This is a genomic window from Nocardia brasiliensis IFM 10847, from assembly GCF_000710915.1.
Classification (GTDB): domain Bacteria; phylum Actinomycetota; class Actinomycetes; order Mycobacteriales; family Mycobacteriaceae; genus Nocardia; species Nocardia brasiliensis_A.
This window is the reverse complement of record NZ_BAUA01000087.1, coordinates 12,758-27,919: the sequence shown is the minus strand read 5'-3', so window position 1 is coordinate 27,919 and position 15,162 is coordinate 12,758. Positions and strand designations below refer to the sequence as shown.

16 protein-coding genes are annotated in these 15,162 nt (G+C 68.8%); 6 read left to right on the top strand and 10 right to left on the bottom strand.

What is annotated here, in order from left to right; translation table 11 throughout:
- Nucleotides 1-147: 147 nt before the first annotated feature.
- A complete protein-coding gene (locus NBRGI_RS18590; protein ID WP_029897983.1) occupies nt 148-939 on the bottom strand; it encodes an adenylate/guanylate cyclase domain-containing protein in 792 nt (263 codons plus the stop codon).
- 84 nt (nt 940-1,023) lie between these two features.
- Complete coding sequence (locus NBRGI_RS18585; RefSeq protein WP_148310866.1) at nt 1,024-1,479, bottom strand: hypothetical protein; 456 nt, start codon at nt 1,477-1,479, stop codon at nt 1,024-1,026.
- Between the two features lie 65 nt (nt 1,480-1,544).
- On the opposite strand from NBRGI_RS18585, the gene NBRGI_RS43945 reads away from it, so the two are divergent.
- The gene (locus NBRGI_RS43945; RefSeq protein ID WP_200882190.1) at nt 1,545-2,270 is read left to right on the top strand and encodes a DUF1152 domain-containing protein; all 726 of its coding nucleotides are present in this window, start codon (nt 1,545-1,547) and stop codon (nt 2,268-2,270) included.
- 8 nt (nt 2,271-2,278) lie between these two features.
- On the top strand, nt 2,279-2,440 hold the full coding sequence (locus tag NBRGI_RS48725; protein ID WP_200882189.1) for a hypothetical protein: 162 nt from the start codon (nt 2,279-2,281) through the stop codon (nt 2,438-2,440).
- A 17-nt stretch (nt 2,441-2,457) separates the two neighbouring features.
- On the opposite strand, the gene NBRGI_RS18575 is transcribed toward NBRGI_RS48725, so the two are convergent.
- From NBRGI_RS18575 to NBRGI_RS18545, 7 genes are all read right to left on the bottom strand, one after another.
- Nucleotides 2,458-3,636 (bottom strand): hydroxylase, encoded by a 1,179-nt coding sequence (locus NBRGI_RS18575; RefSeq protein ID WP_029897979.1) that lies wholly within the window; start codon nt 3,634-3,636, stop codon nt 2,458-2,460.
- 84 nt (nt 3,637-3,720) lie between these two features.
- A complete protein-coding gene (locus NBRGI_RS18570) occupies nt 3,721-4,284 on the bottom strand; it encodes a type 1 glutamine amidotransferase domain-containing protein (RefSeq protein ID WP_029897977.1) in 564 nt (187 codons plus the stop codon).
- A gap of 73 nt (nt 4,285-4,357) precedes the next feature.
- On the bottom strand, nt 4,358-5,155 hold the full coding sequence (locus NBRGI_RS18565; RefSeq protein WP_029897975.1) for a M50 family metallopeptidase: 798 nt from the start codon (nt 5,153-5,155) through the stop codon (nt 4,358-4,360).
- A 9-nt stretch (nt 5,156-5,164) separates the two neighbouring features.
- Nucleotides 5,165-6,724 carry an AMP-binding protein gene (locus NBRGI_RS18560; RefSeq protein ID WP_029897973.1) on the bottom strand — a complete coding sequence of 520 codons (1,560 nt, stop codon included), beginning with the start codon at nt 6,722-6,724 and terminating at the stop codon, nt 5,165-5,167.
- Nucleotides 6,725-6,837: 113 nt separating this feature from the next.
- Nucleotides 6,838-8,466 carry a serine/threonine-protein kinase gene (locus NBRGI_RS18555; protein WP_235211005.1) on the bottom strand — a complete coding sequence of 543 codons (1,629 nt, stop codon included), beginning with the start codon at nt 8,464-8,466 and terminating at the stop codon, nt 6,838-6,840.
- Between the two features lie 111 nt (nt 8,467-8,577).
- Nucleotides 8,578-9,468: a bile acid:sodium symporter family protein gene (locus tag NBRGI_RS18550; RefSeq protein WP_029897969.1), complete on the bottom strand. Its 891-nt coding sequence runs from the start codon at nt 9,466-9,468 to the stop codon at nt 8,578-8,580.
- Between the two features lie 92 nt (nt 9,469-9,560).
- Complete coding sequence (locus NBRGI_RS18545) at nt 9,561-10,619, bottom strand: Gfo/Idh/MocA family protein (protein ID WP_029897967.1); 1,059 nt, start codon at nt 10,617-10,619, stop codon at nt 9,561-9,563.
- A gap of 560 nt (nt 10,620-11,179) precedes the next feature.
- Here NBRGI_RS18545 and NBRGI_RS18540 point away from each other — a divergent pair.
- From NBRGI_RS18540 to NBRGI_RS47535, 3 genes are all read left to right on the top strand, one after another.
- Nucleotides 11,180-12,736 carry a mannitol dehydrogenase family protein gene (locus NBRGI_RS18540; protein ID WP_051727869.1) on the top strand — a complete coding sequence of 519 codons (1,557 nt, stop codon included), beginning with the start codon at nt 11,180-11,182 and terminating at the stop codon, nt 12,734-12,736.
- Nucleotides 12,733-13,425: an HAD family hydrolase gene (locus tag NBRGI_RS18535; protein ID WP_029897963.1), complete on the top strand. Its 693-nt coding sequence runs from the start codon at nt 12,733-12,735 to the stop codon at nt 13,423-13,425. Before NBRGI_RS18540 ends, NBRGI_RS18535 begins: the two co-directional genes overlap by 4 nt.
- 201 nt (nt 13,426-13,626) lie before the next feature.
- On the top strand, nt 13,627-14,166 hold the full coding sequence (locus NBRGI_RS47535; RefSeq protein ID WP_158439893.1) for an LppP/LprE family lipoprotein: 540 nt from the start codon (nt 13,627-13,629) through the stop codon (nt 14,164-14,166).
- Nucleotides 14,167-14,173: 7 nt separating this feature from the next.
- On the opposite strand, the gene NBRGI_RS18525 is transcribed toward NBRGI_RS47535, so the two are convergent.
- Complete coding sequence (locus NBRGI_RS18525; RefSeq protein WP_029897959.1) at nt 14,174-14,518, bottom strand: winged helix-turn-helix transcriptional regulator; 345 nt, start codon at nt 14,516-14,518, stop codon at nt 14,174-14,176.
- A 69-nt stretch (nt 14,519-14,587) separates the two neighbouring features.
- Between NBRGI_RS18525 and NBRGI_RS18520 the strand changes: the two genes are divergently transcribed.
- On the top strand, nt 14,588-15,160 hold the full coding sequence (locus tag NBRGI_RS18520) for a carboxymuconolactone decarboxylase family protein (protein ID WP_029897957.1): 573 nt from the start codon (nt 14,588-14,590) through the stop codon (nt 15,158-15,160).
- The last annotated feature ends 2 nt before the right edge of the window (nt 15,161-15,162 follow it).

The following is a 15,162-nucleotide window of genomic DNA, read 5'->3' as shown; positions in this document are numbered from 1 at the left end:
CCCCGCGGCGGCCGCCGCGCAATGTTTCGCGCGCCGCGCGCGTGTCGTTCGACTGACACGTGCGCGGGGTGGCGGGGTGTGCGCGGGGATCGGCGAACACGCCGTACGCGCGTACTGCGCCGCTCGCGGCGGCCTGCGCTGATTGGCCTAGGTGCGCTCGACTGCGTAGAGGGTGTGTTTGCCGTGGAGGCCTTTCAGTTCGACCTCGTGTTCGGCGACGACGGCGATGTCCGGTTCGTCGATGATCGAGTCGCGGACCGCCTGGCTGATCAGGATTTCGCCGCCGTCGGCTTGGCCGGCGACGCGGGCCGCCATGGCGACGTTGCGGCCGAAGAGGTCGTCGCCGCGGCGCACCGAGGTGCCCATGTGGATGCCGATTCGGACTCGAACACGTTCGCGCCCACTGAGTTTGCTGCCGTTGCCGAGCGCGTGCTGCACGTCCAGGCCGCAGCGCACCGCTTGTTCGGGCTCGGCGAAGGCGATCATGAAGCCGTCGCCCTGGCTCTTCACGATGTGCCCGTCGTGTTTGCTCACGAACTTCCGGATCAGCCGGTCGTGGCGGTCGAGCAGTTTCACCCACGCTTGGTCGCCGAGGCGCTCGTTGAGCGCGGTGGATCCTTCGATATCGGAGAAGGTGATCACCACGTGCCCGTCGGGTGTCAGCCGCGCCAGGTCTGGTCGCTCGACCTGGGCCCACCCCGCCAGGTCTTCGATCGAGCTGAGCACGGCGCCGCGGAAACCCTTCTTGCGCAACAGGTTCGCCGTATCCCACACCGTCTTGACGGCTTCGCGCCCGCTGATCCGCAACAGCTGTCTGGCCTCGATCTTGCGGTGCATTTCGTCGAGTTCGCGCCGGCTGCGCCGCAGCAGCACGAACAGCACGACCAGACCGACAGCTTCGAGTGCGGCGACAACCGCGAGGACGAGCTCGATAATCATGGGATCCGTCGCAGGGGAGTGGTCGGCAAGATCGAGTCCGACCATAGCCGACCGGCATGCCGCGTGGGCGCCCGCGCTTGCCGGTCAGCTGTCCTGGTCCGCGGCCTGCCGTTCGGTGGGTTCGCTCAGCTCCACCCGGGTCGGACTGTCCCGTCGGACCCGCACCCGCGGCGTTCTGCCGGAATTGCGGAACCCCAGCCAGAGATCAGCGAACAGTTCCTCGGTGAGCAGCGGGCGGGCGGCGATCATCAGACGCTTGGCGTAGTCGTGCTGGGCGATTGCGATATCCCGGATCACCTGAACCTGGCTGGACACGAAATACCCTAGTGCACTGGAGGATTCGTGGTCGGCCGGCCCTGTGACGGCAGGCTCGGCGCTGAGCCCGAGCGCGCGCACGACCCGCTCCACCGCAGCCACGCTCGCATTCTCGAAACCCACCCGCGACCCGAGCGCCCGCATCTCGAACGCCATCAGCCGATCGATGGCGTTGTGCCAGACCGTGGTTCGGTCGGCGCGGCCCGGATCCTGCAGTGTACACACCACATTCATATTAGGTAAGGCTACAGTAATATCGGGGTCCTGCACGGGTCGCGCATGATGGTGGTGTGCCTTCGTATCGCCTGATCGAACCACCGCTGTTCACCCGCATGCGCGACGCAACCGTGGTCCTCATCGCCGGGGCGGGCGGCGGTTTCGATGTCTACGGCGGCCTGCCGCTCGCCGTCGCGCTGGAGGGACTCGGTAAGCAGGTCCACCTAGCAAACCTGTCGTTCGGTGACCTCGACCGTATTTCGCTGGACGACTGGCTCGCGCCCGGCGTCGCGGCCGTGCACCCGGAATCCGAGGGCTATGACGACTACTTTCCCGAACGCAGTCTGGCGCGTTGGCTGGCGAGCACCGGCCGTGCGCCGGTCGTGTACACCTTCCCGAGGTCCGGGGTGCGCCCGCTGCGTGCGGCCTATCGTTCGCTGATCGATCACCTCGGCGTGGATGCCCTGGTGCTGATCGACGGAGGCACCGACATCCTGCTGCGCGGGGACGAGGCCGGTCTCGGCACCCCGCACGAGGACATGACCAGCTTGGCGGCCGTGGCAGGGGTGGACGGCTGGAAAATCTCGCCACCCTGCAACGGCAGAACGCGTTTCTGGGCACGTTCTCGGTGCCGCGGGACAGCGTGGAGGGCGCGGCATATCTTGCGGCGGTACGGCATTCGATCACCGAGACCCCGCTGCGCCCCAGCATCGTGCACTCGCAGATCGCGGCCGCGCTGTGCGGCGAGTTCGGGGACGTACACGCTACCGACCGGACCGCGGGCACCGAACTGTTCGTGAATCCTCTGATGGCAATGTATTCGACGGTCGATCTGTCGGCACTCGCCCGCGGCGTCGAGTACCTGCCGCTGCTCGAGCCGACCGAGGACGCGGGCGAGGTGGCGCGGATCATCGAGGCGCACCTCGCGACCCGGTCGAATCCGCGCCCGCCCAGTGTGTTTCCGCACTGATCGCGGCGGGCTGGGGTTCAGATCATGGCGCGGTGGATGCCCTGGGGTTCGCCGCCTAGTTGGGTGAGGGCGGAGGAGTGGAAGATCGAGCCGGGGACGTGGATGGCGTGGGACAGGCCTGCGTGCGCGTCGCGCCAGAAGCGTTGCAGGGGCGTTTTCATCTGTAGTGCGCCGCCGCCGGAGCGGGCGAAGATCTCGTCGACGGCCCGGACCGCGCGCCAGGCCGCGGCGGTCTGCGTGCGGCGGCCGATCGCCCGCAATTCGAAACTCACCTCGCGTCCCTGCTCGACCATGTCCCAGAACCGGTCCACGGTTTCGAGGAGCGCGGCCCGCGATGCCGCGATCTCGGCGGCCGCGTCGCCGATCGCGTACAGCACGTACGGGTCGTCCTTGATCGGGATGCCGGTGATCGCCACCCGCGATTTCTGCGCGGCGATGTGGCAGGCCAGCGCGCCCTCGGCGATGCCGATGAGCGAGGAGGTGATGCCCAGCGGGAAGATGCAAGAGAACGGGAAGTTGTAGAGCGTCTCGCTGCGCCCCGCGTCCTTGGGTGCGGTGCCGTCGAACACCTTGGCGGCGTCGATGGTCCGATAGGCAGGGACGAACGCGTCCGCGACGATCAGGTCCTTGCTGCCGGTGCCGCGCAGTCCGACGACATCCCAACTGTCCTGGTCGATTTCGTAATCGCTGCGGGGTAGCAGCACGTGCAGTATCTGCGGCGGCAGCACCCGCTTGCCGTCCGGATCGCCCACCGCGGCACCGATCATCACCCACTGGCAGTGATCGGTGCCGGAGGAGAACGACCATCGGCCGCTGAGCCGGTATCCGCCGTCGGTCGGCGTCGCGACCCCCATCGGCGCGTACGGCGACGCCATCCAGGTGTCCGGATCCTTGGCCCAGACCTCGTCCTGCGCCTTCGGGTCGAAGAACGCGAGTTCCCACGGGTGCACGCCGACGATTCCGGTGACCCACCCGGTCGCGCCGTCCATCGCGCCGATCGCCATGGTGGTCTCGGCGAATTCCCGCGGATGCACCTCCAGTCCGCCGTGCTGCTTCGGCTGCAGCATGCGGATCGCTCCGGTTTCGCGCAGTCGTTTGGCCGACGAGTCGGTCAGGCGCATGAGCTTGTCGCCTTCAACGCCTGCCGCCCGGATCTCGTCCGCGTACTGCTCGATGCGCTCCAGTACCTTCCCCACGGCGCTCCCCGTCCCTTCCGTCGAACCGGCCATGCTCACCAAAGTAGAACATGTTTCAGTTTGGCGGAGCGGAACGGGCCGCGCTCAGGAAACCGCGACGAGTTCCTCGGCGATGGCCCGGCAGAAGTCATCGAGGTCGCCAGGGTTACGGGAGGTGATCAGCAGCCAGCCGTTCTCCGGCGAGCGCACCACCGGCTCGTCCACCCAGCGGCCGCCCGCGTTGGTCACGTCGGTGCGCAGGGACGAATACGACGTCAGCGTCTTGTCCGGCGTGAGTGCGGCCTCGACGAGCAGCCACGGTCCGTGACAGATCGCGGCGATCGGTTTGCCGGCCGCGGCGAACTCCTTGGCCAGCTCGACCGCGCGGCTCTCGGCCCGCAGCTTGTCCGCGTTGACCGTGCCGCCGGGCACCACCAGTACGTCGAAATCGTCGGCCGACACCTCCGACAGCGCGGCGTCCGGTCGCACGGTTTCGTCCTTCTCTGTGTCGTGCTGGAAGGTCTGCACCTCGTCGGTCTCCGGCGCCGCGTGCACCACGCTCGCGCCCTTGCCTTTGAGCTGCTTCAGCGGAACGAGCAGTTCGTCCCGCTCCACACCGGTGTTCGAGGTAATGACCAGTACGCGCGTCCCATTCAGGTCGTCCGGCATCTGACACTCCTTCCGTCGTCGGGCCCCCGTCTAGGCGTGCCGCGAAACGGGAAAGCTAAACATCGGACGGCGGCTACTGCGGCGCCGGACACGTCCCGCCGGACAGCACCGGCACGCAGACGCCGGAGGTGTCGGAGATCAGCAGGCCCGCGCCGAGCACCAGCGAGCCCACCGCGATCACCCCGAACAAGCCCACCCACAGCAGCCCCGGCAGATGGGTCAGCCGGGCGAGCTGGTCGGCGTCGGAGGCGACGTCCTGTTGATGCCGGCTGCGCAACTGCCGCGAACGGCCCCGCTGCAATTCGAACACCGGCCGCGCCCCGGCGAACAACAGGAACCACGCGCCGAGGTACGCGAAACCTGCTTGCAGCGTGTCGGTTCCGAACCAGGACACCGCGAAAACGGTGGCGCCCACCGCGAAAACGGTGAGCATGCCGTAGATGTTGCGGGTCATGATCAGCACGCCGGCCAGCAGGACGATCGCGGTCCACAGCATCAGGGTGATCCGGCTCGCGCCGAGCAGCGCGGCGAAGCCGAGGCCGAGCAGCGGCGGTGCGGGATAGCCCGCCATCGTGGTCAGAATCATGCCGAGCCCGTACGGTTTTCCGCTGGACACGGTGAGACCCGAAGTGTCCGAATGCAATCGGATGCTGTTCAATTTGCGACCGGTGAGCAGCGCGACGAGCGCGTGCCCGCCCTCGTGCGCGATGGTGACGATGTTGCGGGTGAACCGCCATAGCGGCGTATAGCCGACCAGTACCAGCGCCACCAGGGCGGCGCCGGCGACCAGCCACCACGGCGGCTGGGCTTGGGTTGTCGTCAGGCGGTCGGCGATAGAGCTGCCACGCTCGACCCATTCGGCTCTGTCCACCGGGGCACCTTAACCGTCCGGCGTCATCTGCGCGCGGAGCCGGCGTTTGTAGATCTTGCCGGAATCGTCGCGCGGGAGTTCGGTCACTATGCGCAACAGGCTCGGTATCTTGTAGGCGGCCAGTTGCCCGGCGAGCCGCGTGCGCACCTCGTCTTCGGTGAGCTGGGCGCCCGGCCGCGGGAGGACCTGCGCGGCCACCGCTTCGCCGAGATCGCCGGGATGCGGCACGCCGAACACCGCGACGTCCTCGACCTCGGTGATCGCCATGATCGCGTTCTCCACCTCGGCGGGATAGATGTTCACCCCGCCGGAGATGATGATCTCGCTGGAACGCCCGGTGAGATAAAGGAATCCGTCCTCGTCGAGGTAGCCGCGGTCGCCGACTTCGAAGAAGCCGGGCAGCACGGGGGCCTGGTCGTCGTCGGTGTTGAGGTAGCGGAACTTCGGCCAGTAGTCGGCGCCGCGCACGAAGACCCGCCCGACCTCGCCCACCGGCAGCGGCGCGCCCGCGTCGTCGACCACCACGGCGGCGGCGCCGTCGGCCGGCCGTCCGACGCTACCCGGATGGGCCAGCCACTCCTGCGCCGAAATCCAGGTGATCGTGCCCGCTTCCGCGCATCCGTAGAACTCGAGCACCGCGTCGCCGAACCAGTCGATCGCGGCCCGCTTCACGGCGGGCGGGCACGGCGCGGAGGAGTGGATGAGGTGGGTCAGGCTGGAGACGTCGTAGCGCTTGCGCACCTCTTCGGGCAGCGACAGCAGCCGAGACAGCATGGTGGGCACCACTTTTGCCTGCGTGATGCGGTTCTCGTGGACGTGGCGCAGGAAGCTTTCGGCATCCCAGCGCGGCATGATGGTGATGTTGGTGCCCATGCGCATCGCGAGCATCGCGATCCCGTTCGGGCTGGCGTGATAGAGCGGGCCGGGAATCACGGCCTGTCCGCGGGGTGCGAGGCCCATCCGCTTCGCGGCGCTGCCCGCGATGGACAGCCACTGGTGCGGTGTCATCCGTTCGCGCAGTACACCTTTGGGGCGTCCGGTGGTGCCGGAGGTGTAGATCAGGCCGGTGGCGTCGTCGCGGGCGCCTTCGATCCGGCCCAGCGGCTCGGCCTGCCCGTCGATCCACTGCTCGAGGGTGGGATACCTGCCCGTCGGCGTCGCCAGGGCGGCGTCGCGGCCGACCGCGGCGAGCAGCTCGACGGGCATGGCGACCTCGACGAAGCTCGTATCCTCGTGCGGCGCAGCCTGCTCCACGATATCGATGAATTCGGTGTGCGCGACGACCAGTCGCGCGCCGCTGTCGCCGAGCACATGGGCGACCTCGGGCACCTGCCACCGGGTGTTGATCGGCACCGCGTTCGCCCCGCACGCCGAGACCGCCTGCGACACCTCGAGGAACTCGATGTCGTTGCGCAGCATCACCGCCACCCGGCTCCCCGGCGTCACTCCCGCGTCCACGAGCGCTGCCGCGAGCCGCCCCGCGCGCTGGTGCGCGTCCGGCTGTGTTCGCACGCGTCCCGCACACGTGATGGTGGGCGTCGACATGCTGGCGCCAGAAGCATCCTCCATGCCCCGCAGTCTGCCATCCGGGCACTACATGACGTCTCATACCCTCAGGATCCGGCCGATATCTGCTGGTCGAGACCGACTCGGGCGCAGCGGTTCACAGTCGCGGACGCGGGTCAGGGTGTTCGGGTGAGGCTGCCCACCATGTCGCCGAGGACGCCGCGGGTGCGATAGGACAGCGACCCGTCCGGCTGCACCGTCAGTTCCGAGGTGGCGCCCTCGTCGTTGCAGAGACCGCTGTCGGCGGCGAGTTGCGCGGTGAGGGTGATCTTGTCCGGTTCCACCGCGGTGAGGGTTTCGGTGCGGCCACAGGTGAGTCCGGCGACCCGGCCCGTGTTGGACGAACTGCCGACCTGATCGCCGATCACGCCCGCCTGCAACGTCAGCACGATGTCGTAGGTGCCGAGGGTGTCTTTCGCGACGCCCTTCCATTCACCGACGTAGTCGCCCGGCAGTTCGGCGCCCGGTTCGCTCGGCGCGTCCGTGGCGGTCGGCTCGGCCGGGCTCCCGTTGACGTAGGTCGTGATCGCGAACGCGCCGGCAGCCACCGCGACGCATACCGCGACCGCGGCGGCGATGAGGGCGGCGCGGCGGCGGGCGGGCCGAGGCGAGGGTGTCGGTGCGGCGACCGCCGACTGGTGCGCGTCGTAGGCGAGACGTGAGTCGACCTGCGGCCCATGGCCATACGCGGGTGGGAAGGCGGCCTGCGGCCCGGGGTCCGGCGTGCCCTGCCACCAGGAGCGCGCCGTGACATCCCGTGGCTCGGTGCCCGGACCGCTGGTGACGGTCGGCGCGTTCGGCCCGGTGCCCGGACGCACGAGGGTGTCGGCGGTCCGCCCGGTCTCGGTAGCCGGTGCGGCCAGGGCGGGGGGCACGTCGACGGGGCCCGAATCGAGGTCGAGCAGTTCGACGGCTCGCCGGCTCACCTCCTCCAGCGCGGGGCCGGGCAGCCAGCCGCCGCGCGCGGGCAAGCCGATGGCGGTCAGTTCCGCGAGGAGCCGCTCGGGTGTCGGGCGGGCGGCGGGATCCTTGGTGAGGCAGGCCGCGACGAGCGAGCGCAGCCGCTCCGGCACACCCTCGAGGTGCGGCTCTTCGTACACCACGCGCCACAGCATCTGCACCATTTCGCCGACCCCGAACGGCCCTTGGCCGGTCGCCGCGAACACCAGCACGCCGCCGAGCGCGAACACGTCGCCCGCTGGGCCGAACGGCGCGCCCGTCACCTGCTCGGGGCACATGAAACCGGGGGAGCCGATGACCTTGCCCGTGGTGGTGAGCTTGCTGTCCTCGATCGCGCGCGCGATACCGAAATCGATCACCTTGGGTCCGTCGAGCGCGAGCAGCACGTTGGACGGTTTGAGGTCGCGGTGCACCAGGCCGGCCCCGTGCACCGCGAGCAACGCCTCGGCCAGCCCGTGCGCGAGCACCAGCAGCGAGTTCTCGGTGAACGGCCCGTACGTCTCGACCGCCTCGGTGAGCGAGAATCCGGCCACGTAGCCGGTGGCCAGCCAGGGCGGGTTCGCGTGCACGTCGGCGTCGAGCACCGGCGCGGTGAACTTGCCGCCGACCCGCCGCGCCGCGGCGACCTCACGACCGAACCGCACCCGGAACTCGTTGTCGCCGACCAGGTCCGGCCGGATCACCTTGACCGCGACGGTGCGGCCGCCGGCGTTGCGGCCCAGATACACCCGGCCCATGCCGCCCGCACCGAGCACGCCGAGCAGCCGGTACTCACCGATCCGCACAGGATCATCCGCGTCGAGCGGTCGCATCGCGATGGGTGTTCCCTTCCAGAGTCGAACAGCGAAAGGCTACCCACCCGCGGGCCGGGTGTCTGGTTCAGTTGCGCGGTTTCGTTATCCAGTGGTGCTCGGCGCCGGAGCCGGTTCGGCCTTGCGCACGTATGTGGCGAGCAAGTACGCGGCGATCGCGGCGGGGATGTTCATCAGCACGCCGTACACCGCGCCTGGGACGGCCATCGCGTCGTTGTGCAGCACCGAGCCCGCCACAGCGATGGCGATCGCCCCGTTGTGGATGCCGATCTCCATCGCGGAGGCGATCGCCTGATCCGCGTCCACCTGGAACAGCCGCGGCACGAAATAGCCGACGGCGAGGCTGAGCACCGCGAACAGCAGGCTCAGCGAGGCGAGCTTGCCGATGTTCTCGGTGAGCGTCTCGAAGTTCCTCGCCACCGCGGCGAGCACCACCAGCGCGAGCACCACGATCGAGAGGATCTTGACGTTGCCGCGCATCCGCTGCGACCACGCGGTGAACCGATGGTGCACCAGCATGCCGATCGCGACGGGGATCAGCACGATCGCGAACACCTGCGCGAACTTGTCCGGGCGCAGCCCGAACGATCCGTCTCCGTCCATGAACTGGTGGAACGCGAGCGCGACGACCAGCGGCATGGTGAACACCGCCAGGACCGAGTTGATCGCGGTGAGCGTGATGTTCAACGCCACGTTGCCGCCGGCGATATGGCTGAACAGATTGGCCGACGGCCCGCCGGGCGAGGCCGCGAGCAGCAGCATGCCGACCGCGAGCGCCCCTTCGAGCCGGAACAGATAGATCAGCCCGAAGCACACCGCGGGCAGCAGCACCATCTGGCAGACCAGCGCGATCACCGCCGCCTTCGGATAGCGCAGCACCCTGGCGAAATCGGCCACGGTCAAGGTCAATCCGAGCCCGAACATCACCAGGGCCAGGGCGAGCGGTAGGAACACCGCGAAAATCGTTGACCCCATACGGATCTCCTCTCCACCGGACGACCGGTCCGAACGCGACCGGCACGGGTGTCGACGTTAATGATCGACGAGGCGTCAGGCCAACCGGATTCTCAGCCCGCGACGACCTCGCCCGCGTCGGCCGAGCGGCGGGCTTGTGCCAGCACGCGCAACACGGCGACCGCGTCGCGCGGGTCGACGGGCAGATCGCCGCCGTCGAGCAGTGCGTCGGCCAGCGCGGTGTAGAAGGCGGGGTAGTCGCCCGCGTGGGTAGGCGTGGGCGCGGTATCGGCCTCGGCGCCGAGCAGGCCCCACTGATCGGGTTCGACGGTGCCCCATGGCGTGCCGTCGCCCGGGCGGTGACCGTCGCGGAGCGCGGCCTCTTGCGGATCGAGCCCGTAGGTAACGTACCCGGCTCGCGCGCCGAGTACCCGGAATCGCGGACCCAGTTGCGGCGCAACGGCACTCATCCACAGGTGCGAGCGGACGCCGCCGGCATGGGTCAGCGCGAGAAAGGCGTCGTCGTCGGTCTGGATGCCCTCGCGCCGCCGATCCAGTTCGCAATACACCGATTTCGCGGGCCCGAACAAGGTGAGCGCTTGATCGACGAGATGGCTGCCGAGGTCGAACAGCAGTCCCGCGCCGTCCGCCGGCCCGCCCGTCTCGCGCCAGCCGCCCTTCGGCGTCGGCCGCCAGCGCTCGAACCGCGACTCGAATCGCCGCACCGCGCCGAGCGTGCCCGCCTCGACGAGCGCGCGCACCGTCAGGAAATCGCCGTCCCAGCGCCGGTTCTGGAACACCGTGAGCGGCACCCCCGCCCGCGCCGCGTGCTCCACCAGTGCCTCGGCTTCGGCGACCGATACCGCGAAGGGTTTGTCGACCACCACCGGCAGTCCCGCGTCGACGGCCCGGGTGGCCAGGGCCGCATGCGTCCGGTTGGGCGTGGCGACGACCATCAGATCGAGCTCGCCCGGGTCGGCGAACAGTTCGTCGGCGGTGGCGATCACCCGGACACCCGGGTGTTCCCGCTCGGCCTGCGCGGCGCGCTCCGCGGACGAGGTGACCACCGCGGCGACGCGCATCCGTGGTTCGGCGGCGATCAACGGCGCGTGGAAGACCGATCCGGCCAATCCGTAACCGATCACGGCGACCCGCAGGATGCTCTCGCTCATAGTCCTGAACGCTAGTCGGTCCGCCGTGGATCTCGGGTCATGCCCGGCGGCGCACAGCGTGGCAACGCCGAGGCAAACTCGGGCTTCTGCTCTCGACGACGCCGTAACCGGTCTGTCGTGCGCCACCCCGCCGGCCGGTCGCTTCCATCTGGAACTAACCCTGTCGGACCGCTTTTCCGCGGCGTAGGCCGGTGTGCATTCGACCGTGGCGTTGTATTCTCCGCCAAAAAATCGGCAATCATTTGGCAAATCTGAGAACAGACTTAAATGCTGTCGTATCAGACATATCACCATTGCTCGGCGGTGACGCATTTCACTCGCCGCTGTCGGCAAATCGGGTATGTCCGAATTCATGTATGGATTCGCCCGCGCTGAAGTGGCACTTTACGGAATTTTTGCAATACCGCGAGTGACCTGCTGCGCCCTGCCTTCAGTTAGCTGGATCACGGATTAGCTGTCGAAATACTGGCAACCCTGATCTAGCGTTTGAAATGTCGCTGAGTCAATGGTGATTAGGCGTTCTGCCGCTTGCTCCTCGTATAACCCAACGGAGGCCGCACATGCGTGTGCCGCTGATTACGGCGAAGAAACCCCGCACCGAAATGAACACCCGGGTACCCGGCCATGTGGTCCCGCGACTGTCGGCGGACCTGCTCAATCGGTTGCCCGATTCGGTGGCCCGCCCCGGCTTCGCGCCGCGCAGCCTGACCACCGGCATCCTGCATCTGGGTTGCGGCTCGTTCCATCGGGCGCACCAGGCGCTGGCAACCCAGCATGCGATGAACCAGACCGGCGACTCGCGCTGGGGCATCGCCGCCGTCGCGATCAACCGGCCGACGATCGTCGACGCCCTGCGCGCCCAGGACAACCTGTACACGACCCTGCTGCACGAGGACGGGCAGGCCAGGGTGGAGGTGGTGGGCGCGCTCACCGAGACTGTGCACGCCCCCTCCGACCTGATCGGCGTGCCCAACCGGATCGCCGACCCGCGGGTCAAGATCGTCACCTTGACCGTCACCGCCAGCGGCTATTGCGTATCGCCGGTCACCGGACGGCTGGAGACCGACTGTCCAGGTGTGCGCCACGACGTGCGGCACCCGACCCGGCCGATCACCCCGATCGGCATGCTCACCCAGGGACTGGAACTGGTGCGGCGCCGCGGCAGCACGCCGCCGGTGGTGATCAGCTGCGACAACCTGTGCGCGAACGGCAGCACGCTGCGCCGCGCCGTGATCGACTTCGCGCTGCTGCGCGACGACCACCTGGCCGAATGGATCGCCCGGCACGTCCAGTTCCCGAACAGCGTGGTGGATCGCATCGTGCAACCGACCGCGCCCACCGACGCCGCGATCGCGCGCAACTGGCTCGGCGGCATCGACGATCACGCCCCCGTGTCCGCCGAGCCGTTCATGACCTGGACGATCGAGGATTTCGAGGGCGAGCGCCCGCAGTGGGAGCTCGGCGGCGCCCAATTCGTCGCCAACGTCAAGGATTACGAGCTGGCCAAGCTGCGCCTGCTCAACGGCACGCATATGTTGCTCGCCTACCTGGGCGGCGTCGCGGGCCACCGCACCATCGCCGAGGCGACGGCCGATCCGGCGCTCGCGGCGCTGGCCAGGCAGTTCATGCTGGACGAGCAGGGTCCGACGCTGGCCCTGCCCGGTCCCGAGCTGCGCCGGACGGTGGACGACCTGATGCGTCGCTTCCGTAACCCGGCCATCGCCCAGGACATGACCCGGATCGGCCGCAACGGCTCGGACAAGATGATCCCGCGGGTCGTCGACGCGCTGCGGGACAACATCGCCGCGGGTCGGCCGACCCCCGGCGCGACGCTGCTGATCGCCGCCTGGATCCGGTGGTTCACCGCGAGTCACCACCCGGACGCCGTGATGGAATTGATCGACCCCAGGGAAGACTCGCTCACCGAGCTGGTCGACGCCGATCCGCATCGCTGTGCGCAGGCGTTCTTGCAGCGCACCGATATTTTCGGCACGCTGCCGGAAGCGCAGCGGGTGCAGCGTCAGGTCGGCGACGCCCTGGCGGACCTGATGCGCGACGGTGTGGACGCAGCGGTACGGCGCAGGCTCGCGCCGGAATGGGAAGGGAGCAACAGGTGAACGCCGAAAATCCGGTGCGCGCAGTCGTCTTCGATATGGACGGTCTGCTGATCGATTCGGAGAGCCTGGCGATGGAGTCGCTGGTGAGCGCGGGCGCGGAACTCGGCTACGACATGCCGATCGAGTTCTGCCGCAGCATGATCGGCGTTCCCGCCGATCGCTGCCGTACGCTCGCCGCGGCCGCCTACGGGCGGGGCTTTCCGCTGGAGGAGTACTTCGATCTGCACGAGGTGCACCTGCGTCAGCTGGTCGACAGTGGACGGCTGGCCACCAAGCCCGGCGCCCTCGCGCTGCTCGACGCCCTGGAGGCGCAGGGTATTCCGAAGGCGATCGCCACTTCCTCGTCCCGGGACCGGGCCGACCATCACCTGCAACTCGCCGGCATCGCCGACCGTTTCGACGCGGTGGTGACCCGGCAGGACGTGACCAAGGGCAAGCCCGATCCCGAGCCCTACCGCAAGGCCATGGCCGCACTCGACGGCGACGTGGAAACCACACTGGCGCTGGAAGATTCGACCAACGGCATCCGCGCGGCCGTCGCGGCCGGCCTGCGCTGCATCCTGGTCCCGGACCTGGTGCAGCCGACCGAGGAGTCGCGGCGGATCGCGCACCGGCTCTACCCGGACCTGAATCGGGTCATCGAGTACGTCGCGGCGGTGAACGCCGCGACCACCGCCAAGACCGCCTAAGGCCCTGTCTCGAAGTCCCATCCGGCGCCTCCACGGTCCAGTGCGCCGGATTTCGAGACAGGGCCTAGCGCGGGTTCGTGCCGCGGTACCGGGCCGGCCGTCGGGGGCGGCCTGCCCGCGGTGATCGACATCGCCGGCCGGATGGGCGAGACTGTGCTCTGCTCGCTCGAACCTGTCGGTGGACCGAGAAGGATTTCCGTGGTGCGGATTGCTCGACCTGTGCTCGTCGCCTGTGCTGTGCTCCTGCTCGGTTGCGCCGGGTGCGCGGCCGATCGGCAGCCGGCGGCCGTCGGCCCGTACGAACATGCGGCCGTGCCCACCACCTCGGCCACGCCGGTCCGCTGCGGTATCGACCTGTCGGCGCAGGTGATCCAGTCCGCGCTCGCCACGCTGCCGGTCGAACCGGTCACGCAGGCGCCGTGGTCCGCCGACGCGCGCGGTTTCCAAGGAAACTTCGATCCGTGTGCCACCCTGTCGACGGTCATCGTCACGGTCGAGGGCGCCACCGGCAGTTCGCCGAATCACGCGCTGCTGTTCCACAAGGGTGCCTACCTCGGTACCGCGACGCCGCGCGCGTACGGTTTCACCTCACTCGACGTCGACCGGACCACCGACGACACGGTCGGCCTGCTCTACCGCACACCCGGCAGCTGCAACGCGTGCGACGACGGCACCGTGACCCATGTCCAATTCCGTTGGGACGGTAGCAAAGTCGCCATGATCGGCGCGCCGCCGAAGTAGCTGCCCCCTATTCCGCCCAGCGCTGCACCCACACCTGCAGCGGCGCGAGGGCGGCCAGCAGGTCCGTCCCGTCCGGGCTCAGCTGATAGCCGTCCGGCTCGGCGGTGACGACCCGGGCCTCGCGTAGTTCTCGCAACCGATCGTTGAGCACGCTGGCGGAGATGCCGCCGCAGCGGGCCTGCAACTCGCGAAACGTCACAGCTCGGCCGTCGCGCAGTTCCCACAGCACCCGCAGCGTCCAGCGCCTGCCGAGCAGATCCAGCAGCACCATGATCGGGCGGCCGGACTGCGAACCGCGCACCGGCCGTCCGACCGCCGGACCCTTGTCTGCTTCGGAATCCGAAGCTACCATCGTCACCATCCTTGCTCTGGTTTCCGAAGCAAGAGTACTTCGTCCGCCCGGCAGTCGTGAGGATCCGCCATGAGTACCACCGAATCCCGGCCGCGAATCGCGCCGCTGCAGCCGCCCTATGCTCCTGATATCGCTGCGCAACTCATCAAGTGGATGCCGCCGGAGACAGCGGTCGAGCCGCTCGCCCTGTTCCGTACGCTCGCGGTGCACGACGAACTCTTCGGCCGGATGCGCCCGCTCGGGGCGGGCATCCTCGGCCATGGCCGCGTGCCGCCGCGGGCCCGCGAGATCGTCATCCTGCGGACCTGTGCACGGGCGGGCGCCGAGTACGAATGGGGCGTCCACGCGGTGCTCCAAGCTCCGGAAGTCGGCCTCACCCCGGCGCAGATCGACGCGACGGCGGTGGGCGCGCCCACCGACCCGGCGTGGTCCGGCGGCGACCGTGCACTGGTCCGCCTGGCCGACGAAATCCACGAGACCGCAAGCGTTTCCGATGACCTGTGGGCCGAACTGCATGCGCGCTACCGGGACGACCAGGTACTCGAACTCGTCACCATCGCCGGCTGGTATCGGCTGCTGAGCGCGGTGATCAACGCCGCGCAGGTCCCGCACGAATCCTGGGCGCGCCGCTTCCCGAACTGAAC